This is a genomic window from Nonomuraea sp. NPDC050022, from assembly GCF_044460705.1.
GTDB lineage: Bacteria > Actinomycetota > Actinomycetes > Streptosporangiales > Streptosporangiaceae > Nonomuraea.
In genome coordinates this window covers 30,730-52,067 of record NZ_JBITKE010000010.1, presented here as the reverse complement: position 1 = coordinate 52,067, position 21,338 = coordinate 30,730, and the positions used below count along the sequence as shown (strand labels likewise).

20 protein-coding genes are annotated in these 21,338 nt (G+C 69.7%); 12 read left to right on the top strand and 8 right to left on the bottom strand.

The genetic code is table 11. The annotated features are described in order from the left end of the window. Nucleotides 1-65: 65 nt before the first annotated feature. A complete protein-coding gene (locus ACIBO2_RS38175; RefSeq protein WP_397303338.1) occupies nt 66-2,717 on the top strand; it encodes a BTAD domain-containing putative transcriptional regulator in 2,652 nt (883 codons plus the stop codon). Between the two features lie 93 nt (nt 2,718-2,810). Beyond that, nucleotides 2,811-4,619, top strand: coding sequence for a protein kinase (locus ACIBO2_RS38170; protein WP_397303336.1), 1,809 nt, complete (start codon nt 2,811-2,813; stop codon nt 4,617-4,619). 49 nt (nt 4,620-4,668) lie between these two features. Here ACIBO2_RS38170 and ACIBO2_RS38165 read toward each other — a convergent pair whose 3' ends face one another. Continuing rightward, a complete protein-coding gene (locus ACIBO2_RS38165; protein ID WP_358534943.1) occupies nt 4,669-5,478 on the bottom strand; it encodes a TIGR03619 family F420-dependent LLM class oxidoreductase in 810 nt (269 codons plus the stop codon). Between the two features lie 95 nt (nt 5,479-5,573). Between ACIBO2_RS38165 and ACIBO2_RS38160 the strand changes: the two genes are divergently transcribed. Together ACIBO2_RS38160 and ACIBO2_RS38155 are read left to right on the top strand one after the other, a co-directional pair. After that, nucleotides 5,574-6,821: an LLM class flavin-dependent oxidoreductase gene (locus ACIBO2_RS38160; protein ID WP_225299207.1), complete on the top strand. Its 1,248-nt coding sequence runs from the start codon at nt 5,574-5,576 to the stop codon at nt 6,819-6,821. Continuing rightward, nucleotides 6,818-7,687, top strand: coding sequence for a TIGR03619 family F420-dependent LLM class oxidoreductase (locus ACIBO2_RS38155; protein WP_397303331.1), 870 nt, complete (start codon nt 6,818-6,820; stop codon nt 7,685-7,687). The genes ACIBO2_RS38160 and ACIBO2_RS38155 overlap by 4 nt, the downstream gene beginning before the upstream one ends. 62 nt (nt 7,688-7,749) lie before the next feature. On the opposite strand, the gene ACIBO2_RS38150 is transcribed toward ACIBO2_RS38155, so the two are convergent. After that, nucleotides 7,750-8,577: an NADPH-dependent F420 reductase gene (locus ACIBO2_RS38150; protein WP_397303328.1), complete on the bottom strand. Its 828-nt coding sequence runs from the start codon at nt 8,575-8,577 to the stop codon at nt 7,750-7,752. Between ACIBO2_RS38150 and ACIBO2_RS38145 the strand changes: the two genes are divergently transcribed. Further along, complete coding sequence (locus tag ACIBO2_RS38145; RefSeq protein WP_358534937.1) at nt 8,506-8,871, top strand: helix-turn-helix domain-containing protein; 366 nt, start codon at nt 8,506-8,508, stop codon at nt 8,869-8,871. The two genes, ACIBO2_RS38150 and ACIBO2_RS38145, sit on opposite strands and share 72 nt — an antisense overlap. A 242-nt stretch (nt 8,872-9,113) precedes the next feature. Further along, nucleotides 9,114-9,905 (top strand): class I SAM-dependent methyltransferase, encoded by a 792-nt coding sequence (locus tag ACIBO2_RS38140; protein ID WP_397303323.1) that lies wholly within the window; start codon nt 9,114-9,116, stop codon nt 9,903-9,905. Nucleotides 9,906-9,995: 90 nt separating this feature from the next. Here ACIBO2_RS38140 and ACIBO2_RS38135 read toward each other — a convergent pair whose 3' ends face one another. Next, the gene (locus ACIBO2_RS38135) at nt 9,996-10,553 is read right to left on the bottom strand and encodes a TetR/AcrR family transcriptional regulator (protein WP_358534933.1); all 558 of its coding nucleotides are present in this window, start codon (nt 10,551-10,553) and stop codon (nt 9,996-9,998) included. Nucleotides 10,554-10,718: 165 nt separating this feature from the next. Here ACIBO2_RS38135 and ACIBO2_RS38130 point away from each other — a divergent pair, with 165 nt between their 5' ends. The 3 genes from ACIBO2_RS38130 (at nt 10,719) to ACIBO2_RS38120 (ending at nt 12,506) form a co-directional block, all read left to right on the top strand. After that, entirely contained in the window at nt 10,719-11,249 is a 531-nt protein-coding gene (locus ACIBO2_RS38130; RefSeq protein ID WP_357946469.1) for a hypothetical protein, read from the top strand. A gap of 70 nt (nt 11,250-11,319) precedes the next feature. Further along, nucleotides 11,320-12,132, top strand: coding sequence for a HipA family kinase (locus tag ACIBO2_RS38125; protein ID WP_358534931.1), 813 nt, complete (start codon nt 11,320-11,322; stop codon nt 12,130-12,132). Continuing rightward, complete coding sequence (locus ACIBO2_RS38120; protein ID WP_358442507.1) at nt 12,129-12,506, top strand: DUF3037 domain-containing protein; 378 nt, start codon at nt 12,129-12,131, stop codon at nt 12,504-12,506. Before ACIBO2_RS38125 ends, ACIBO2_RS38120 begins: the two co-directional genes overlap by 4 nt. 134 nt (nt 12,507-12,640) lie before the next feature. On the opposite strand, the gene ACIBO2_RS38115 is transcribed toward ACIBO2_RS38120, so the two are convergent. After that, entirely contained in the window at nt 12,641-13,150 is a 510-nt protein-coding gene (locus ACIBO2_RS38115; protein WP_358534929.1) for a MarR family winged helix-turn-helix transcriptional regulator, read from the bottom strand. 96 nt (nt 13,151-13,246) lie between these two features. Between ACIBO2_RS38115 and ACIBO2_RS38110 the strand changes: the two genes are divergently transcribed. Continuing rightward, entirely contained in the window at nt 13,247-13,918 is a 672-nt protein-coding gene (locus tag ACIBO2_RS38110; protein ID WP_397303317.1) for an FMN-dependent NADH-azoreductase, read from the top strand. 19 nt (nt 13,919-13,937) lie between these two features. Further along, on the top strand, nt 13,938-14,726 hold the full coding sequence (locus ACIBO2_RS38105; protein ID WP_397303314.1) for an SDR family NAD(P)-dependent oxidoreductase: 789 nt from the start codon (nt 13,938-13,940) through the stop codon (nt 14,724-14,726). A 221-nt stretch (nt 14,727-14,947) separates the two neighbouring features. Here the strand turns inward: ACIBO2_RS38105 and ACIBO2_RS38100 are convergent, their stop codons facing one another. The 4 genes from ACIBO2_RS38100 to dxr all read right to left on the bottom strand — a co-directional run bounded on the left by ACIBO2_RS38100 (nt 14,948) and on the right by dxr (nt 20,148). Next, on the bottom strand, nt 14,948-15,790 hold the full coding sequence (locus tag ACIBO2_RS38100) for a GNAT family N-acetyltransferase (RefSeq protein WP_358536117.1): 843 nt from the start codon (nt 15,788-15,790) through the stop codon (nt 14,948-14,950). A 36-nt stretch (nt 15,791-15,826) separates the two neighbouring features. Continuing rightward, nucleotides 15,827-17,257, bottom strand: coding sequence for an alpha/beta hydrolase (locus ACIBO2_RS38095; protein WP_358534923.1), 1,431 nt, complete (start codon nt 17,255-17,257; stop codon nt 15,827-15,829). 466 nt (nt 17,258-17,723) lie between these two features. Next, nucleotides 17,724-18,875 carry a flavodoxin-dependent (E)-4-hydroxy-3-methylbut-2-enyl-diphosphate synthase gene (gene ispG / locus ACIBO2_RS38090; RefSeq protein ID WP_358534921.1) on the bottom strand — a complete coding sequence of 384 codons (1,152 nt, stop codon included), beginning with the start codon at nt 18,873-18,875 and terminating at the stop codon, nt 17,724-17,726. A gap of 79 nt (nt 18,876-18,954) precedes the next feature. Beyond that, the gene (gene dxr / locus ACIBO2_RS38085) at nt 18,955-20,148 is read right to left on the bottom strand and encodes a 1-deoxy-D-xylulose-5-phosphate reductoisomerase (protein ID WP_358534919.1); all 1,194 of its coding nucleotides are present in this window, start codon (nt 20,146-20,148) and stop codon (nt 18,955-18,957) included. A gap of 197 nt (nt 20,149-20,345) precedes the next feature. Here dxr and ACIBO2_RS38080 point away from each other — a divergent pair, with 197 nt between their 5' ends. Next, nucleotides 20,346-21,326: a trypsin-like peptidase domain-containing protein gene (locus tag ACIBO2_RS38080; protein WP_397303310.1), complete on the top strand. Its 981-nt coding sequence runs from the start codon at nt 20,346-20,348 to the stop codon at nt 21,324-21,326. Nucleotides 21,327-21,338: the final 12 nt, after the last annotated feature.

Below are 21,338 nucleotides of genomic sequence, written 5' to 3'. Positions count from 1 at the left end.
GGTGGAGCTGTGGGATCGTGGAGGCTTCGACGCCACGTCCTGCCCGCCGTACCCGGGGATTTGTTATGGAATTTCGGATCATGGGGGCGTTGTCGGTACGCGATGGCGCCGAGGATCGCACCCCCACTGCTCCGAAGCACCGTGACCTGCTGGCGATGTTCGTGCTCAACGCCCGCCGCCCGCTCACCGTCGAGCGGCTGCGAAAGCTGCTGTGGCCGCTGGAGGAGGGCGACCGGTCAGACTCGCTGATCCGCGGCTACATCGGCCAGCTCCGGCAGCTGATCGGCAAGGACGTCATCACCACCGTGTCCGGCACGTACACGCTGGCCATCGACGACGATCAGCTCGACGTCGGTCGCTTCCGCCGGCTCATAGAGGAGGGGCTGGCCGGGCGTGACCACGGGCAGCTGCGAGAGGCGCTGGGCCTGTGGCGCGGGCCGGTTCTGGCGGACGTGGATCCTGACGCGAGGCGCTGGGCCGAGACCGGGCGGCTGCGCGAGGAGCTCGAAGAGCTTCGCCTGCTCGCCCTGGAGCGCCGGATCGAGCTCGACCTGGACGCGGGCCGGCACCGCGAGCTGCTGTCCGAGGTGCGGCGGCTGGTCGCGCAGCACCCGCTCTGGCAGCGTTTCCGCGGCCAGTTCATGCTGGCGCTCTATCGCAGCGGGCGGCGCGTGGAGGCGCTGGCCGCGTACACGGCGCTGCGCGACGAGCTCGACAGCGGGCACGCCATCGAGCCCGACCCCGAGCTGCAGCTGCTCTATCACCGCATGCTGCACGACGACGTCATGCTGCACGTCTCCGCGGGGCCGCCGGTGCTGTTGCCGCGGGACGTCACCCACTTCACCGGCCGCGCCAACCTGCTCGACCAGGTGTTCTCCGGCCTGGTGGTCGTGCACGGCCCGGCCGGGGTGGGCAAGTCGGCGCTCGCCGTACGCGCCGCCTGGCGGCACAGGGAGCGCTTCCCCGACGGGATCCTGTACGCGGACCTGCGCGAGTCCACCCGGCCCGGCGCGATCCTGGAGGACTTCCTGCGCTGGCTCGGCTGCCCGGCCCAGGCGATACCGGTATCGGAGGGCCAGCGGCAGCGGCTGCTGCGCACGTACACCGCCAACCGCCGCATGCTCGTCGTGCTGGACGACGCCGCCGACGAGTCCCAGGTACGGCCACTGCTCACCTCATGCCCCACCGTGATCACCAGCCGGTCGGCGCTCGGCGGGCTGACCGGCGCCGTACGGCTGCCGCTGGGCATCCTGGACGACGAGGAGGCCCGTGACCTGCTCGTCAAGCTCATCGGCGAGGAACGGGCGGACGACGGCGGGGTGCGGGAGCTGATGCGGTTCTGCGGCGGGCTGCCCATCGCGCTGCGCATCGCCGGATCCCGCCTGGCCACCAGACCAGGCTGGACCCCTGGCTACCTCGCGGGCCTGCTGGAGGACGAGTGCGAGCGGCTGGACCGCCTTCACTCGGGCGACCAGACGGTCCGCAGCGTGTACGCGGTCGGCTACGAGGGCCTGCCCACGCCGGCGCGCCGCATGGTGCGACTGCTGGGCGCGCTGTCGGCCCCCGACGTCGGCGACTGGGCCGCCCAGGTCTTCGGCGACCAGGCCGACACGCTCGTGGACGCCGGCCTGCTGGAGGCGCACACCGTGGACGTGGCGGGCCAGGTCCGCTACCGCATGCACGACCTCACCCGGCTCTACGCCCGCGAGCGGCTGGTGGAGGAGGAGGGCGTGCATGCGGTACGGGACGCGCTCGCGCGGCTCCAGGCCGTGGTGATCGCCCGGGTGCAGGCGTCCCGGTTCCCGCTGGTCTCCGGTGAGCCGACCATGCGCAGCTTCGTGACCAGGGACATCAAGGAGTCGGTCGAGTGGCTCGTCGCCGAGCGCGCGTTCCTCGCCGCCCTGGTCGGGGACCTGCACGGGGCCGGGCTCGACGAGGGCGCATGGCGGCTCGCGCATCTGCTGGGCCCGTTCTTGGAACGGCGGCGCTTCCTGGACGACTGGCGGCCGGTCACCGAGACCGGCCTCGCGGCGGCGCGGCGCACGGGTGACGCTCGCGCCGAGGCCCTGCTCTTGCGCGACCAGGGCGACCTGTGCCGGGCCGAGGGCCGGTGGCCAGAGGCGCTGGATCTGCTCACCCAGGCGCTCGGGGCGTTCACGAGCCTCGGTACGTCCAGCGGCAAGGAGGCCGCGCAGGTCCGGCGCAGGATCGGCCAGGTGTACCTGGAACAGGGCCGTCTGGACGAGGCGGAACGCCAGCTGACCTCCTCTCTGCGCGCCTTCAGCGGCGGGAGGGCCGGCGCCGAGGCGCAGCAGGCGCTTGGCGCGGTGCTGCGGCGGGCCGACCGCCCCGATGAGGCAGCCGACCGGTTCGCCGCCGCCGCGGGCTTCTTCGATGCTCTGGGCGACCGGCACCGGCACGCCGACACCCTGCTGGAGCTGGCCGCGGCACGGCTGGCGCAGCGGCGGGTGCCCGACGCCAGGGACTGCGCGCAGCGGGCCAGGTCCATCGCCGTACGTCTCGGCGACCGGCTGCTGGACGCGCACGCGCTGCTGGCGCTGGCCCGGGTCAACCGGGCTGAGGGCGACCGCGATGCGGCGCGCAAGCTGGCCGAGGACGCGTTCAAGATCTTCGACGGCATCGCCGACGAACCCGGCAGGGCGACCGCGCTGGACCTACTCGCCGCCCTGGTGCGAGGACCTGGTGTGACGCCCTGATGTGACGGCCTGCTCTGGCGGCTCAAGACCGCCTCGACATCACCCGCGCCAGACGTCTCACACTTGGGCGAGCGGATCAGTACCGTATGGGGCATGGTTGCCCCTCTGGCCCCTGAGGATCCTCCACGTCTGGGTGAGTTCGAGCTGCTGGGCCGGCTCGGTGAGGGCGGCCAGGGGATCGTCTACCTGGCCCGCGATCCAGTTGGGCAGCGGGTGGCGGTGAAGGTGCTGATCAGGGCCGACGCCGAGGCCCGCGCCCGGCTGGCCCGCGAGCTGGCCGCGGTGGAGAGCGTGGCGCCTTTCTGCACCGCACGCGTGCTCACGGCCGTGCCGGACGGGCCGCGGCCGTACGTGGTGAGCGAGTTCGTGGACGGGCCGACGCTGGCGGAACGGGTGCACGAGCACGGCCCCCTGCACGGCGGCGAGCTGGAACGGCTGGCCGTCGGCACCACGACGGCCCTGGCCGCCATCCACGCGGCCGACGTCGTGCACCGCGACTTCAAACCGAGCAACGTGCTGCTCGGCCCGGACGGTCCCCGGGTGGTCGACTTCGGCATCGCCCGCGCGGACGGTGTCACGACCATGACCAGCGGACTCATCGGCACCCCTGCCTACCTCGCGCCCGAACAGCTGAGCGGCGCCCCCGCCGCACCCGCCTCGGATGTCTTCGCCTGGGCGGGCACCATGGTCTTCGCCGCCACCGGCACCTCCCCGTTCGCCGCCGCGAGCATCGCGGACGTGCTGAACCGCATCGTCACCCACGAACCGGATCTGTCAGCGATCCCGCCGCCGTTGCGCGACTCGATCGCCGCCGCCTTGGAGAAGGACCCTTCGCACCGACCGGCGGCGAGCGAGCTGCTGTCCCGCCTGATCGACCCGTTCTCCGGTGGCCGCGGCCGGTCGATCGTGGAGCTCACCAGCCTGGGCAGCCGCCTGGCCGCCGAACCGGCCGACGATCGGGGAACGTCGGCCACGACCGGCGGTCGGGATCTTGCCGGGGGCCGCCGTGCCGCGCTCGCCGTGGCGGCGGCGCTGGTCGTGGTCGTGGTGGGGGCGCTCGCCTGGTTGCGGCCGGGCGGCGGGACGGGGTCGCAGGCGTCTTCAGGTACCGGTGAGCCGCGCTCCTCGGCCGCCTCACATCCCGACGCCTCCGCCCCCACCTCCGCCGAGCCCTCATCGGCCGCACCGTCTGGCCCACGGGAGGTCTCGCCCAGCGGGTCGGCGAGTCCGGGCGTGTCGGCGGTCCCGGGCAGGGGGCTGCGGGTGTCCGACACGTTCGGGCGCACGGTCAGCGCCGGATTCGGTACGACGGACGACGGGGAGCGTCACTGGTCGGTCGGCGTTCCGGCGAGCGGCTACTCCGTGGACGGCAAGAAGGCCCGGATCACGATGTCCCCCGGAGTCGGCTCCAGCGCGTACCTGGACGGGGTGAAGGAGACCAGAACCGACCTCAGCTTCACCTTCGCCGGCGACAAGCCCCCCACCAGCGGCGGGATCTACGTGACCGCCGTGGGACGCAGGGTCCCGACAGTCGGGGGGTACCGGGCGCACGTGAGCCTGCGGCCCAACGGCAAGGTCCTGTTCCAGCTGATCCGCTCCGCGGCGGGCCGCAGTGAGATCGACCTCGCACAGCCGCTGCGGGTCCCCGGGCTGACCGCGGGCGCGGGCCTCGCGATGCGGGTACGCGTCCAGGTCACCGGCACGTCGCCGACCACGATCCGCGGCAAGGTCTGGGCCATCGGCGCGCCCGAGCCGGACTGGCTGCTCTCCGTCACGGACGCGACCTCCGGACTCCAGGTCCCGGGTGGGGCCGGCGTTCTGACTTACTTGTCCCGTACGGCCACCGACACCCCTGTCACGGTGACCGTGGACGACCTCGCCCTGACCGCCACCCCGGGGTGACGTGTCTGTCTCCCGCCCCCCAAAAAGGATCGGGTCTCCGCGTCACAATTCAGATGAGCCGGGCGTACTGGTCGAGCAGCGGCAGGATCTCGTCGGCCGATCCGCTGGGCAGGCTGGCCACCGACTCCTCGATGCCCAGCTCGGCGTAGTAGTCGAGCTTCTCCCTGGTCGGCAACGTCCCGAACGGGATGACCTTGGCCATCGGCCGCCCGGCCTTGTCGCAGGCTTCGCGCAGGGCGGGCAGCGCGGCCTTGATCCCCTTGCCGCCGATCGGGATCCAGCCGTCGGCCCACTCGGCGACGTGCGCGAACAGCTTCGGGCCCGCCGCGCCGCCGATGTAGACGGGCGGCTCGGAGATCGGCTTGGGCCACGACCACGACGGCTCGAACCCCTCGAACTCGGCCACCTCGTCCCGCCACAGCTTCCGCATCGCCAGGACGTTGGCCCGCGCGACCTCGCGCCGCTGGTCGTACGGCACGCCGTGGTTCTCGATCTCCTCCACGTTCCAGCCGAAGCCGACGCCGACCACCACGCGCCCGCCGGAGAGGTGGTCGAGGGTGGCGATCGCCTTGGCGGTCACGATGGGGTCGCGCTGGGCGGCGAGCAGGATGCCGGTGCCGACGACCAGCCGCTCGGTGGCGGCGGCGGCGAACGACAGCGCGACGAGCGGGTCCAACACCCGCTTGTACTCGTCGGGCAGTTCGTCCAGCCCCATCGGGTGCGGGGTGCGCCGCGAGACCGGGATATGGGTGTGCTCCGGTACGTAGAGCGAGTGGAATCCGCGCTCCTCGGCAGCCTTGGCCAGATCCACGACCGGCATGCCCAGATCCGTGGTGAACATCGTGACACCAAGCCGCATGCGTCTCTCCTTGACGTCAACCAAGCGATTGCTCGGCTAAGATTTCTAGAGTAGCTTGCCGGTCAGAGAAGCGTCCCGCGGAAAGAGGTCTCCCGGTGAAGTTTTCCATTTTCCTGAATCCGCAGATTCCGGGCTCCGGATACGCGGCCGAGGAGAACGCCAAGGCCAAGCGGCCCATCGGACGTGACACGGAGTCGTACCAGAATCTGCTGCACGAGGTACGGGAGATAGCCGTCCACGCCGACCAGATCGGCTTCGACGCGCTGATGATGACCGAGCACCACTTCCACTCGGAAGGCATGGAGTTCTCGGTCAACCCCTTGATGTTCCTCACCGACCTCGCGGCCAGGACCGAACGCATCCTGCTCGCCCCGCTCGGCATGGTGCTGCCGGCCTGGGACCCCATCCGGGCGGCGGAGGACGTGGCGCTGCTCGACCAGTTCTGCAAGGGACGGCTCCGGCTGGGCGTGGCCAGGGGCTACCAGAACCGGTGGATGAACGTACTGGGCCAGCGCTGGCACGCGGCGGCCGCCCGCTCCGACGGCTCGGCCTCCGACACGCGGAACTTCGACGTCTTCGGCGAGGTGCTGAAGATCATGAAGATGGCCTGGACCCAGGAGACGCTCCGCTACAAGTCCGACGTACTTGACTACGAGGTGCCCTATCCGTTCGACGGCATCGAGGGCTGGCCCGCCTTGGAGTGGACCAAGACGTTCGGCGCCCCGGGTGAGATCTCGGACGACGACAAGGTGCAGGCCATCTCGGTCTGCCCGCGGCCGTACCAGAACCCGCATCCCGAGCTGTGGCAGCCGTTCACGATCTCCGACCGCTCGGTCATCAGGGCCGCGCAGGAGAACATCCTGCCGTGGATGTTCACCCCGAACCCCGACGACCACGCCGCCAAGGCCAAGCTCTACCAGGAGGAGTCCGCCCGGCAGGGCCGCGACTACAAGCTGGGCGAGCACACCGGCATCCTCAAGATCGTCGGCATCGCGGACACGACCGAGGAGGCGATCAACACCTTCGGCCGGAGCATCCCCAAGGACTTCGCCGCCTTCTTCGGCCCGTTCGGCTACCTGGAGGTGCTGCGGAAGAAGGAGGACGAGAAACACAAGCCCATCTCCCCCGAGAAGGGCGACGCCAAGCGCATGAACGACGTCGAGATGGCGCTGTTCGGCACCCCCGACGACGTCAAGCGCGGCATCCAGCGGATGCTCGACCGGATGCCCGACCTGGAATGGTTCGGCCTCTACATGCAGGGACAGCAGGGCGTGCTCCCGCTCGACACGGTCAAGCGGAACCTGGAGATGTTCGCCACCAAGGTCATTCCGGAGTTCCAGTGAAATTCTGGCTGGGAGCCTCGTTCGCGGACACCGACCAGTTCCTGGAGCTGGCCAAGACGGCCGAAAGGTGTGGGTTCGACACGCTCACCCTGTCGGACCACCTCTTCTACGCCGACTTCGCGACGCCGTACCCCTATTCCAAGTCCGGCCGGCCGCGCTGGTCCGCCGAGACACACTGGCCGGACGTGTGGGTGACGATCGGCGCGATGTCCGCGGTGACCACCACGCTGCGCTTCGCCCCCAACGTCTACATCGCCCCGGCCCGCGACCTGTTCACCGTGGCCAAGCAGGTGTCCACGGCGGCGGTGCTGTCTCGGGATCGCGTCACGTTCGGGGTGGGCGTCGGGTGGTGCGCGGAGGAGTTCGCCGCCACCGGCCAGGACTTCCACACGCGCGGACGGCGGCTCAACGAGATGATCCCCGCGCTCCGGGACCTCTGGACCGGCGACACCGTCACGATCGACGGCCTGCCCGAGCTGTCCATCTCACCCACCCCCGCCGAGCCGATCCCGGTCATGGTGGGCGGCGACAGCGAGGCGGCCCTGCGCCGGGCGGCCAAGCTGGGCGACGGCTGGATCGGCAACCGCATCTACACGGAGGAGCAGCTCGACACCGTGCTCGACTCCTTACGACGGTTGCTGGACGAGAACGGCAGGACCGGGCCGTTCGAGATCATCGCCCCTCTGGCGGTGCTGCCGGACGCCGACACGTACCGGCACTTCGCCGCCAAGGGCGTCACCGGGACGATGGCCGCCCCGTGGTGGCTGGCCACCCCTGAGGAGAAGCAGCGGTACGGCGAGGGCACCCTGGAGCTCAAGATCGCCACCATGGAACGCTTCGCGGAGGAGGTCATCGCGAAGGTGTGACCCCGCCGCGGCGGCAGAGGGCCGCGAGGTTGGGTCGCGACCCTCTCCGGTGGTCTGCCGGCTCAGTCGATCGCCGTCTGTGCTGCCCGAAGAAGTGCCGGATCCACGTCGGGAACGGCGAGCCTCGGGTTGTAGCCCGCCATCACGACTCTCATGACGAATCCGGCGGCCTCCTCCAGCTGCCGGGCGCAGTTGAGTCCACCGACCACCGCGGGCCAGGCACCAAGATCTTGGATAAGCGCCGCAGCGCGATCGAGAGCACCCGAGTCGTCGCCGCAGATCGCCACGACCGGTGCTGACTCCTGCGGACCCACGTACGGCCACGAGGCTCCTGCGAACAGGTGGAGCGCTTTCACCACGTGCGCCCCGGGAGCGGTGTGCGCCACGAGCGCCGCTGCCGAGCCGGCCGTCGGCTTCAGCTCACAGGTTGTGTAGTCGACGGGGTTGGTGCAGTCGATTACGGCCTTGCCTGCCAGTGACCCCTCGGGGGCGCCGACGAGAGACAGCGCCTCCTCCAGCCCTTCCCATGGGACCGCAACCACGAGCGCGTCGACCCGAGTTGCGAGGTCCGTGGGATCGACAGCCTTCGCCGGAGGGCCGATCTGGTCGGCGGCCGCCTTGGCGTGCAGGGAGTCGCGCCCTGTCACCAGCAGCGAGTGACCTGCCGGAGCCCAGGCCTGGCCAAGCGTCACGGCCAGGTTTCCGGTCCCCAAGATTCCTATGTTCACAGCGATCTCCTCTGTCTCGAAGCTGTGCTCTTGGGACGCTACGGAGGGAGCTCCTACCATTTGGTAGGAGAGCGAGGCGATACTGGGTTTGTGCTCAAGGGGTCCTGCCAGACATTCATCTCCGACTGCCAGGTGCGCGCGGCGGCCGAACTTATCAGCCACGCTTGGGATCCTGTCGTGCTCTCGGCGCTGCGCCTGGGGCCAACGCGACGCAAGGACCTGCTCACGAGGATCGCGGGAGTCAGCGACAAGGTGCTGACGCAGGCGCTAGATCGTCTCCAGGCACGCGGGCTCGTCGTGAGAGGCAGCAGCGCCGACCCAGCGTCAGCGCACACAGGCGCGGTCTACCGGCTCTCCACGCTGGGGGAATCGTTCACCAATGGGCCCCTCGCGCACCTCGCACAGTGGGCCGCCGACAACCAAGACGATCTCGTCGGCCGATCACCAACGTCATGACCATGGCGGCTTCCACCTGGTCGCATCCGCCCGGGGAACAGCCACAGGGTCGGGCCGGGAGCAATCCGCTCGGCGATCGGCAGATGGGCCTTCGACGACGCTGCGCGACCACCCGGCGAGCCCGTGGACACCTCGACGCCCGCTGATTTTGTTGAGCCCGCACCCTGATTCGCGTGGCTACTGTAGCGGCACCGAACTGTCAGTACCGTTGGTGTCCGCTTGGCTGTGGCAGGGAGTTAAACATGCAGGACATTGTTGTCGACCCCATTGCCCATAATCGGGCAGCCTGGGACAAGTATGTCCATGAGGGCAACGAGTGGTCGAGGCCGGTGAGTGCTGAGGATGTCGAACGCGCCCGCATGGGCGACTGGTCGATTGTTCTCATCGGGCGTGAGCCGGTCGACCGCTCCTGGCTGCCGGCGGACGTGACCGGCAAGGACGTGTTGTGCCTGGCCTCCGGCGGTGGCCAGCAGGGTCCGATCCTCGCTGCCGCAGGGGCGCGGGTCACCGTGTTCGACAACTCGCCCCGCCAGCTCGGCCAGGACCAAATGGTGGCGGCGCGCGACGGACTCGAGCTGCGCACCGTCCTAGGCGACATGCGCGACCTCAGCGCCTTCGGCGACGCAACATTCGATGTCGTATTCCACCCGGTCTCGAACCTATTCGTACCAGAGTTGGCACCAGTGTGGTGTGAGTGCTTCCGCGTCCTGCGGCCGGGCGGAACTCTGCTCGTGGGCTTCCTTAACCCTGATGTGTACTTGTTCGACCACGAGACGCTCGACGAGCGCGGCGAGCTGGTCGTCGTGCACAAGCTGCCCTACAGCGATGTCACGCAGTACTCCGCCGAGGAACGCGCCACGAAGTTCGGCGCGGATGCCCCTCTTGAATACAGTCACACCCTCACCGACCAGATCGGCGGGCAACTCGCCGCGGGGTTCGTCCTCACCGGCTTCGCAGAAGCACCGCACCAATCCAACGCATCCGCTCACTACATGTCGCACTATTTTGCGACGCGGGCGGTCAAGCCGGGCTGACCCAGCCGTGGGCCGGCCGAGATGGCCGTGTCTCCGAATGGCCAAGTGGAGCGCTGTGCCGGCCCGACCCCCACTAACTTCGCTGGGCCGTCATGAGGGGGCGTCCGGGGGCAGGCCCAGCTCGGCCATGGCCAGGTCGACCAGGGACCCCGGCACCTCGTCGACCGCCCCGACGCGCACGAGGGCGGCCAGCCCGAGGTAACCGCTGTAAGCCGCCAGCACCCGCCGACGCGCCTCCTCCTCCGGCTGGCCGAGCTCCCGCAGTACGTCCTGCATGAAGTCCAGGCGACGCCGGCTCACCCGCCGCACCACCTCGCCGACCATCGGATCGTCCACCTCGCTGATCAGCCGGAACGAGATCGCCGCGTTCTCCGCGTCACCGAAGGCCAGGTCCAGCAGGGTCCGCATGCGCGCCACGGGCTCGTCGAGCGACTCCAGCCGGGCGATGACCCGCTCGGTCCCGGCCTCCCAGTGCGCCAGGGCCGCCTCGACCAGCGCCCGGCGGTTGGCGAAATGCCAGTAGAAGCTGCCCTTGGAGACGCCGAGCCGTACCGCGACGGGCTCCACCGCCACGGCGCCCAGGCCACCCTCCGCGAGCGCCGCCAGCGCGGCCCTCGCCCAGTCGTCGGGCCCCAACCGCTCCGCCACCGCACGTTTCCCTCGCTCAGCCACCCCACACCTCCCCTCGCTCGACCGCACCCCGCCGATGGACACCGTCCCCGCTCCGACAGCCTGCCATACGGCGGCGTATAGTCGCCTCCATACGCAACCGTATGGAGGCCGCGAGCAGGCCCCGTGCACAAGGAGCCCCCCATGCCGACGCTGGTAGACGACTTCATCCCCCGCCCGGACGCGGCGGAACTGCACTCGATCGTGATCAACGCCTCCCGTGACCGCGTCTGGCAGGCACTCATCCACCTGGACTCGCGGGACATCCGCCTGGCCAAGCCGTTGTTCGCCATCCGGCGCCTGTTCTCCCGCTCCTCCGGTGACCGGCCTAAGCAGGAAGCGCCCCCCTTCACGCTGCTGGCCGTGGACCCGATGCGGGAGATCGTCTTGGGGACGATCGGGCAGTGGTGGCGTCTGGGCCGAGCCGAGCACGCCCCGGCGATCGGCGACGAGGACGACTTTCGCGCCTTCGACCGGCCCGGTTACGCCAAAGGGACGTTCAGCTTTCTGCTGGACGACGCGGGGCCGGGGCGCATCCGCCTGGTCACCGAGACCAGGGTGCTCGCCACCAGCCCCGACGCCCGCCGCGCATTCCTCCGCTACTGGATCGTCATCCGCCTCGGCAGCGGCCTGATCCGCCACATCATCCTGTTCGCCATCCGGGCCCGCTCCTGATCCGCCGCACCATCCGGCGCGTGTGACGGCGGGAGGCGGAAGTGCTCTGATCGGGCGATAGCCTCGTGTCGTGCTGGATAAGATCGCGGCGACCCGTTATGTGACGCCGTTGCGCGAGGGCGGATCGCTGCCGGGCGTGGTCGAGGCGGATGATCTCGGCACCTACGTGGTGAAGTTCCGGGGAGCGGGCCAAGGCCGACGCGTGCTCGTGGCGGAGATCATCTCGGGTGAGCTGGCCAGGCGGCTCGGACTCCGTACTCCCGAGATCAAGCTGATCGACCTCGACCCGCAGATCGCCATCCGGGAGCCCGACGAGGAGGTGCAGGACCTGCTCAAGGCGAGCACCGGCCTCAACCTGGCGATCGACTTTCTGCCCGGCTCCCTCGGGTTCGAGCCGCTGACGTGGACGCCCGACCGGATGTTCGCCTCGCGGGTGGTCTGGTTCGACGGCCTGATCCACAACGTCGACCGCAGCTGGCGCAACCCCAACCTGCTCGTCTGGCACCGCGACATCTGGCTGATCGACCATGGCGCTGCGCTCTGGTTCCACCACAACTGGCGGACTGCCGACCCACGACGACCGTTCGACGTGGGAGACCATGTGCTGGCGCCGTTCGCGACTCACCTTGAGGCCGCAGCGGCCGAGCTGTCCGCGAAGATCAGTCCCGAGCTCCTGGAAACCGTCACCGCGCTGGTGCCCGACGAATGGCTCGACGACGAACCCGGCTTCGACTCGGCGCAGGCCGTCCGCGACGCCTATGTCGACCACCTGCTCCAGCGCGCGCGGGCACCGTACGAGTGGCTGAGACCGCCCGCCACCCCGGTCGGCGAACCCACAGGCCCCGCCTCCGTCGGCGAGTTCTGGCGGGGAGGCGACCGATGAGCAGGGACGTCTACGAGTACGCGGTGATCCGCGTGATGCCGCGCGTCGAGCGCGGCGAGCTGATCAACGCGGGCGTGCTGCTCTACTGCCAGCCACGTGACTACCTCTGCGCGCGAGTCGATCTCGACGCGACCCGGCTGCGCGCCCTCGACCCGGCTGTGGACATCGACGGTGTACGGCAGGCGCTCAGTGCCTATGAACTGGCCTGTGGCGAGGAAGCCGGACCGCTGGGCAAGGAGTCGCTCGGCGGAAGGTTCCGCTGGCTGACGGCACCGCGCAGCACGATCGTGCAGACCGGCCCGGTCCACGCCGGCCTCACCGCCGACCCGGACACCGAGCTGGCCAGACTCTTCGACAAACTGGTCCGGCCCTGACCCCAGACGGCCCTGACCCAGACGGCCCTGACCCCAGACGGCCGCACCAGCAAGGTACACCGGACCGATATCCGTGCCTCACCGGATTTCGGGAGTGCGGCGTCGAGGACGCCGGGAATGGGCTCCGGCCGCGGTCAGGCTGGGTCGGGGGCGCAGGCGGTTTCGTGTGGCCGTCCGTCCTCGACCCTCGCGATGGGCTCGCCGACGAGATGTTGTAGCGCGCTCTGCAGAGAGTTGCGCGCCGAGGGGGCGAGGTCGGCCAAGAGCCGGTCCTCGATCGCCTCTATGTCGGCGCGGGCGGCTTTGAGGGCGCGGCTGCCTTCGGGGGTGACCTCGATGATGCGGGCCCTGCGGTCGGCGGGGTCCGGCCGGCGGCGCACCAGGCCAGCGCTTTCCAGGTCGTCGAGGATGAGGACCAGCTTGCTCTTGTCGACCGATACGGCCTGGGCGAGAGCGAGCTGGGAGCTGGCAGGGGCTTCAACGATGGCCATCAAGACCGTGTAACCCCACAGGGTCATGCCGTGCTCACGTACGGCCGCGCTCTCGGCTGTGGCCAGACCCTGCTTGAGCCGCGCGAACAGCCAGTGCAGGTCCTGGTGCAACCAGCTGCCGGGCGAGCCTTCCAGGGCGGGAGCGTTGGCCATGCCCAGCATGATACCAAACTCATATGTTCTTGACTTGCAACTATCTTGCTCTATATTGATTGCGATTCCAGACCATCTTGAATGTGAGGCAATCTTGTGACGCATCTCCTGCATCTGGACGCCAGCGGACGCAGCGACTCGTTCTCGCGCAGGCTCGGCAGGACCTTCGTGACCGGGTGGCGGGCCACCCATCACGACGGCATCTACACCTACCGCGACCTCGTGGCGGACCCGGTGCCACCCATCGACGAGAACCGGGTCCACCTCGCCACCCAGTCATCCGTGAACGGGGTGCGCGACATCGAGGCCATGGACAAGGTGGCCGCGACCGCCCCCGAACTGGCCAGGAGCTGGGCGGCCACCCGTCCGCTGGTGGAACAGCTCCTCGCGGCCGACGTCCTGCTCCTGGGCGTGCCGATGTACAACTTCACGGTGCCCGCCGCGCTCAAGGCGTGGATCGACCGCGTGACCCTGCCCTGGCTGCCGCTCAAGGGCAAGTCGGCCGTGGTGCTGAGCGCGCGCGGCGGGGGCTACGGCCCGGGCATGCCCCGCGAGCAGTTCGACTTCCAGGGGCCCTACCTGCGCGCCTACTTCTCCGTGCTCGGGCTGGACGACGTGGAGTTCGTCCATGCCGAGCTCACGCATGCCATGGTCATGCCCTTCCTCGCCCAGTTCCGCGACCAGCACGAGGCCTCCCATACCGCGGCGCTCGACGCGGTGCACGCCCTGGCGACCCGAGCCCGCGCCGAGATCCCGTCCGCAACCTGACTCGAGAGGAAATCGCATCATGATCACAGATCTCAACGGCCGCGTGGTCCTGATCACCGGCGCGTCGACCGGCATCGGAGCCGCGACCGCCCGCGCCTTCGGGCGCGAAGGCGCCCGGGTGGCGATCACCTACCGCAACAACCCCGACAGCGCCGAGAAGGTGGCCGCTGACGTGGAGTCCTCCGGCGGGCAGGCGCACGTCGTCCGACTCGACCTCGAAGACCTACCCACCATCGACCAAGCTGTCGCGAGCGTCATAGAGCGCTGGGGAGGCATCGACGTCCTCATCGCCAATGCCGTGCGCTGGGGCGGCGACGGCCCGCCCGACCCCAGCCTCCGCTTCGAGGACGTCCCGCTGCAGGAGTGGGACGCGATGATCGGCGCCAACCTGATCGGAACCGCGGCCACGGTCCGCGCGGTCCTGTCCAGCATGCGCGCCAAGGGCTGGGGCCGTATCGTGCTGATCTCCTCGAGCGTCGCCGAGGAGGGCCTGCCCGGCCCGGGCCCCTACGGCACCGCCAAATCGGGCCTGTACGGGCTCGCCCGTAGCCTGGCCTGGAACGGCGGCCCGGACGGGATCCTGGTCAACGTCGTGGCGCCGGGCTTCACCCTGACCGACAGCCGCCCCGACATCCCGGCTTTCGTCACCGACGCCCTCGCCGCCGCCACCCCCACCCGCAGGCTCTCCCGCTCCGACGACGTGGCCAACCTCATCGTCTTCCTGGGCTCGGGAGCCAACGGCAACCTCACCGGCGAGGTGATCCGGGACGGCTCCGCCGCCGCACGCGCACCGCACCTCGGCGGATAGCAGCCCCAACCCGCACCACACGAACGTGCTCCCCGCCCGGCCGGGCGGGCGGGGACTACCAGACGGCGGGCGAGCTGGTTGGCCACATGCGCGCCGAGGTCACGGCCGTCGAGGAGTCCCGCGGCGGCAAGGGCGAACGCGCCATTGCACTGACCGAGTCACCGTCACCCGCGGTCACACCTTGACCAGCGACTCCCAGATCCCCATCACCAAGATCATGGCTAGAACAGGACGGACATGAACGTGTCGACCTCGTGGAAGCCCACCTTCCGGTAGACCGCCCGCGCCGAGTGGTTGAAGTCGTTGACGTACAGCGAGACCACCGGAGCGAAGCAGTCCAGGGCCGCGTCCACGACCGCCGCCATCCCGGCCACCGCGTGTCCCTGGCCGCGCAACGCGGGGTCGACCCACACCCCCTGGATCTGACAGGCATGGGGAGTGACCGCGCCGACCTCGGCCTTGAACACCACGCGGCCGTCGTCGATGCGCGCGTAGGACCTGCCGATGCGGATCAGCTCGGCCACCCTGGTCCGGTAGAGGGCGCCGCCGTCGCCGAGGTTGGGCGAGACGCCCACTTCCTCGGTGAACATCGAGACGCAGGCCGGCAGCAGGGTCTCGAACTGGTCCGGGCGGACCCGCTGGACCAGCGGGTCGGCGGGCACGGGCGACCTGCGCGAGGTGGCCATGACCGGCTGTGCCCAGCGGATCGTGCGGGCCCGGCCCCAGTACGGCTCCAGGCGCTCCCACAGCAGTGAGACCGCGTCGGCGGGGCCCACGATGGACGAGCAGCGGCGGCCCTGCTTGCGGGCGCGGTCGGCGAAGGCGTGCACGGCTTCGGGACCGGCGTTGACCGGCACCATGTTTGCCCCCGCGTAGCAGAGCGAGACGAGCCCGCCGCGCGGCCCGAACCCCCACATCTGCCCGCCCAGCCGCGCCGGATTGAGTCCGACGGTCCGCACCCGGGAGGAGACGAAGACGTTGGCGACCGGATCGAAGTCGAGCAAGGCAAGGGCTTCGTCCCGGTCGCTGTCATCGAGCACACGCGACGCCGATGTACGCAGCATCACATGGTCAGACTACGCGAACGACCACCGAATAGCTCATCTGGCGAGGAGCTCGGTGCGCCTTTCGTGACCTAGAGGGCTAAGGGCCGCCATATGGGCCGTTGGCTTGGGCGCCGGCAGTTTGTCGCAGTTGGCGGTGTGCCGCGGCACCGTGCCGTCGACCAGGTACGCGACCAGGTGACGGTCCACACACTGGTTCCCCGAGAGCGAGGACCCGTGGTTGCCACCCGCGTCGACGACCATGCGGGCGCTTGGGAACAGTTTGCGCATGTTCAGGGCGCCCTGGTACGGCGTCGCGGCGTCGTCCTTCGACTGGATCATCAGAATCGGCGGCAGCCGCTTGGACGCGTTGATCTTGACCGGGGTGCCGCCCGGCACGGACCAGAACGCGCACGGGGCGTTGTACCAGGCGTTGGACCAGGTGAGGAACGGCGCCTGCCGGTACACCCGCGTCATGTCCGTCCGCCACTTGTCCCAGGACTTGGGCCACTGGACGTCGCGGCACTGCACGCTCAGGTAGATGGCGTAGCCGTTCTCCTCGTCGGCGTCCGGCTTGCCGTACTTGTTGTAGACGTCGACCAGTGCCTTCCCGTCGCCCTGCCGCACGTACCTGGACCAGGCGGCGGCCAGGTCGGGCCAGATCCTGTCGCTGTAGCCGGCCACGGTGAACGTGTCGTCGAGCTCGCTCGGGCCGACCACCCCGGCGGCCGGGCGGTCGTGCAGCCTGGAGCGCATCGCGTACCAGGCGAACGAGGTCTGGCTGAGCGAGCCGCCGAGCTTGTAGACGGCGTTGTTCTTGGCGGTCCAGGCCAGGAAGGCGCGGTGCCTGCGCTCGAAGGCGCGGTCCTGGGCCAGGTTGGCCTTGTACCAGACGCCGTCCGGGTCGACCGTGCTGTCCAGGACGAGGTGCTTGACCCGGTCGGGGAACAGCGTGGCGTAGATGGCGCCGATATAGGTGCCGTAGGAGTAGCCGAGGAAGCTGATCTGCGACTCGCCGAGGGCCGCGCGGATGCTGTCCATGTCGCGGGCGGTGTTCTCGGTGGTCAGGTGGGGCAGCAGCCAGGCGTACAGGTCGCCGCATCGGCTGGCGTATTCGCTGGCCCTGCCGAGCAGCACCTTCTCGTCTTCCTCATCGCGCGGCACCGCGTCGGGCCTGGGCGGGGCGTAATAGACGGCGGGGTCGACGCAGTGCATGGCGGGCTCGCTGTTGCCCACGCCGCGCGGGTCAAAGCCGATGATGTCGTAACGGTCGGCGGCCTTCTGCGAGAGCGTCGCCGACACGTACTCGGCCAGCGACCGGCCCGAGGCGCCCGGCCCGCCGGGGTTGACCAGCAGCGGGCCCAGGTAGTCGCCGCCGTCGCGCGGCACTTTGGCCTTGATCCGGTTGAGGGCCAGCGTGATCGACTGCCCCGCCGGCTCGTTGTAGTCGAGCGGCACCCGCACGGAGGCGCACTCGACACCGCTCACCGGGGGCGCGGACCGACTGATGACTGTCCCGGAATCGGCTGTCTCCGATGAGGACGCCGGAGACGCCGCCGGGCAGGGGCCCCAGTCCAATCCCGACCTCACGGCGCTTCCGGCGGCCACGGCGCTACTCGCTCCCCCGACCACCGGCACCAGCATCGCCATCCCGACGACCACTCTTACGACCCGCTTCACACGGCCTCCCATTCGATTGGCAGACCGATGGTCTCTGAGTAACCGAGTCATGACGCTGGGTATGGAAGAACGCTTACCATTCTGTAATCGCCCAATTGCACGCCGTAATGCACTCGCGGACGGCCGGGGTGGCCGGTTTGCCCCGCCACTGGCCAAGAGGGCGCACGTCACGGCGCCGCACCACCTCCACCGGAGGAGCGTGCCCCTGGACAGGGCTCAGCCCGGTCGGCGTCTGGGGCCAACCGGGCTGAGCCGTAAAAAATATGGGTCTAAATCAGCCGACGACAACCTCAGGCTCGCCATCGAGCTCGATGCCCATCGAGTCGGCGATGCGCAGGGCCTCGTCGATCAGGGTCTCGACGATCTGCGACTCGGGGACCGTCTTCACGACCTCGCCCTTGACGAAGATCTGCCCCTTGCCGTTGCCCGAGGCCACGCCCAGGTCGGCCTCGCGGGCCTCCCCCGGCCCGTTGACGACGCAGCCCATCACGGCCACCCGCAGCGGCACCTTCAGCCCCTCGAGCCCCGCCTGCACCTGCTCCGCCAGCGTGTAGACATCGACCTGGGCCCGCCCGCACGACGGGCACGAGACGATCTCCAGCCCGCGCTCCCGCAGCCCGAGCGACTCCAGGATCTGCGCGCCGACCTTGACCTCCTCGACCGGCGGCGCCGACAGCGAGACGCGGATGGTGTCGCCGATGCCCTCCGCCAGCAGCGCGCCGAACGCGACCGCCGACTTGATGGTGCCCTGGAAGGCCGGACCGGCCTCGGTCACACCCAGGTGCAGCGGGTAGTCGCACTGGGCGGCCAGCAGCCGGTACGCGTTGATCATGACGACGGGGTCGTTGTGCTTGACCGAGATCTTGATGTCGCGGAACCCGTGCTCCTCGAACAGCGAGCACTCCCAAAGCGCCGACTCGGTCAGCGCCTCCGGGGTCGCCTTGCCGTACTTCTGCAGCAACCGGGGGTCGAGCGAGCCGGCGTTGACGCCGATGCGGATCGGCACGCCATGATCGGCCGCGGCCCGCGCAATCTCGCCCACCTTGTCATCAAATTTCTTGATGTTGCCGGGGTTGACGCGCACCGCCGCGCAGCCCGCCTCGATGGCCGCGAACACGTACTTCGGCTGGAAGTGAATGTCGGCGATGACCGGAATCTGCGACTTTCGGGCGATGACGGGCAGCGCGTCGGCATCGTCCTGCGACGGCACGGCCACCCGCACGATCTGGCAGCCCGAGGCGGTCAGCTCGGCGATCTGCTGCAAGGTGGCGTTGATGTCGGCGGTCACCGTGGTGGTCATCGACTGCACGGAGACCGGCGCGTCGCCACCGACCGGGACGCCGCCGACCATGATCTGGCGGGAGTGCCGGCGTTGGGCGAGCGGCTTGGGACGGACCGTGGGGATGCCGAGTGCTACAGAAGACATTTCAACCCTTGAGTTTCGGTAACGGTATCCAGTGTAGGTAGCCCGTGGGACTGCCGGGCTGTGAGCTCCGTCCCAGGTCTCATCCGCCGGCCGCGCCCCGTACGAGCTCGCTCGCCCGGATGCGAGCCCAGGCGTCGGCGGCGAGCACCTCCTCGACCGAGTCCGCGGGGGTCACCCGGTGCTCTTCGACGACCTTGGCGACCGTGTCGACGATAGCCGGGAACCGCAGCCCGCCGCCGATGAACGCCTCCAGGCACGCCTCGTTGGCCGCGTTGTAGACGGCGGGCGCGGTGCCGCCCTCGGTGCCGACGTGCCTGGCCAGCGCGACGGCGGGGAAGGCGTCGTCGTCGAGCGGCTCGAAGGTCCACTCCTGGGCCCGGGTCCAGTCGATGGGGGCCGCGGCGCCCGCGATCCGCTCGGGGTGGCCGAGCGCGAGCGCGATGGGCAGCCGCATGTCGGGCGGGCTGGCCTGGGCGATGGTGGAGCCGTCGATGTACTCGACCATGGAGTGGATGATCGACTGAGGGTGCACCACGACCTCGATCCGGTCGAAGCCGATGTCGAACAGCAGGTGCGCCTCGATGACCTCCAGCCCCTTGTTGACCAGGGTGGCCGAGTTGATGGTGATCATGGGGCCCATGGACCAGGTGGGGTGCGCCAGGGCCATCTCAGGCGTGACGTCGAACAGGTCGGCGCGCTTGCGCCCCCTGAACGGCCCGCCGCTCGCGGTGATGACCAGCCGCTTGACCGCCTCCGGCCGGTGACCGTCGGGACCACTGGCCCACAGGCACTGCTGCACGGCCGAGTGCTCGGAGTCGACGGGCAGGATCTGCCCCGGCGCGGCCAGCCGCTTGACCAGCGGCCCGCCGATGATCAGCGATTCCTTGTTGGCCAGGGCGAGTGTCCGGCCCGCCTTCAGCGCGACCAGCGTGGAGGTCAGGCCGAGCGCGCCGGTGATGCCGTTGAGCACCGTGTCACACGGCCAGGCCGCCGCCTCCGCGACCCCTTCGGGGCCGGCGAGAACCACCGGGCTCGCGCCGCGCGCCGCGAGCGCCTCCTTCAGCGCCGGCACGGCCGCGGCGTCGGCCACGGCCACCACCTCGGCGCCGTGCTCGGCCGCCTGCTCGGCCAGCAGCTCGACCTTCCCGCCACCGGCCGCGAGCCCGGCGACCCTGAACCTGCCCGGATCGGTGCCGATGACATCTAGTGCCTGGGTGCCGACCGAGCCGGTGGAGCCGAGGACGACGACGGAGCGGAGGGTGTCTGCGTGCACCCGTCCATTGTCCCCGCTGCCGGAAGCGACCCGGCACGCGGCTCCCCCGCCCCTGAATATGGCAACGCCTGTGACTCCAGATATTCCAGTACATTAACGCCCAAATATCCCCATATCCGTATGCGTAAATCCTGAGAAATCGGGATATTGGGGCCGCTACCTTCCAACCCCAGATCCGGGATTTCGGGAGGTACGTAATGCACCGCAGAGTCGCTCTGCTTTCCATCCTCACCCTCACCGCCGGGGGCGCCCTGCTCCCGGCCGGGCTCGCGCAGGCCCAGTCGGGGCCTAAGCCCGCCCAGAAGGCGGCCGCCGACTCCACCTCCGAGCAGCAGACCGTCCTGCGCTACTGGACCCCCCAGAAGATGGAGGCGGCCCAGCCGCTCAACGCCCCCGCGCCCAAGAAGCAGGCCAAACTGGCCATGGGCGCCCCTGGCGAGCCCGCCACGGTCCCGCCCACCAGCGCGCCAGGCAACGCGGCGCAGGCCGCCAACAGCGGCGGCTCGGCCTGGACCCGAGGCGGCGCGATCACGAAGACGACCGGCCGCGTCTTCTTCACCTACCAGGGACGCAACGCCTCCTGCTCCGGCTCGGCCGTGACCAGCGCCAACAAGAGCGTGGTGCTCACCGCGGGCCACTGCGTCAAGATGGGCGGCGCCTTCCACACCAACTGGGTGTTCGTCCCCGGATACGCCAACGGCAGCCGCCCGAACGGCACCTGGGCGGCCACCAAGCTGCTGACCACTCCGCAGTGGAACGCCAGTGAGGACATGGACTTCGACGTCGCCGCCGCCGTGGTGGCGCCGCTGCGGGGCAAGGCGCTGACCGACGTCGTGGGCGGCCAGGGTGTGGCGTTCAACCAGGCGCGGCGCCAGCAGATGTACGCCTTCGGCTACCCGGCGGCGGCCCCGTACGACGGCTCGAAGCTGACCTACTGCGGCGGCCGCGCGTTCGACGATTTCCTGATGTCCAAGGATCAGGGTCTGACCTGCGACATGACCGGCGGTTCGAGCGGCGGTCCATGGTTCCTGAATTTCAATGAAACGACCGGCCTCGGCACTCAGAACTCCGTCAACAGCTTCAAATACAACTTCGCCACTAAATGGATGTTCGGCCCTTATTTCGGGTCAGAGGCCCAAGCCGTCTACCAAGCCGCCCAGAGCACCAACGCCCTCTGAAGCCATTCACCG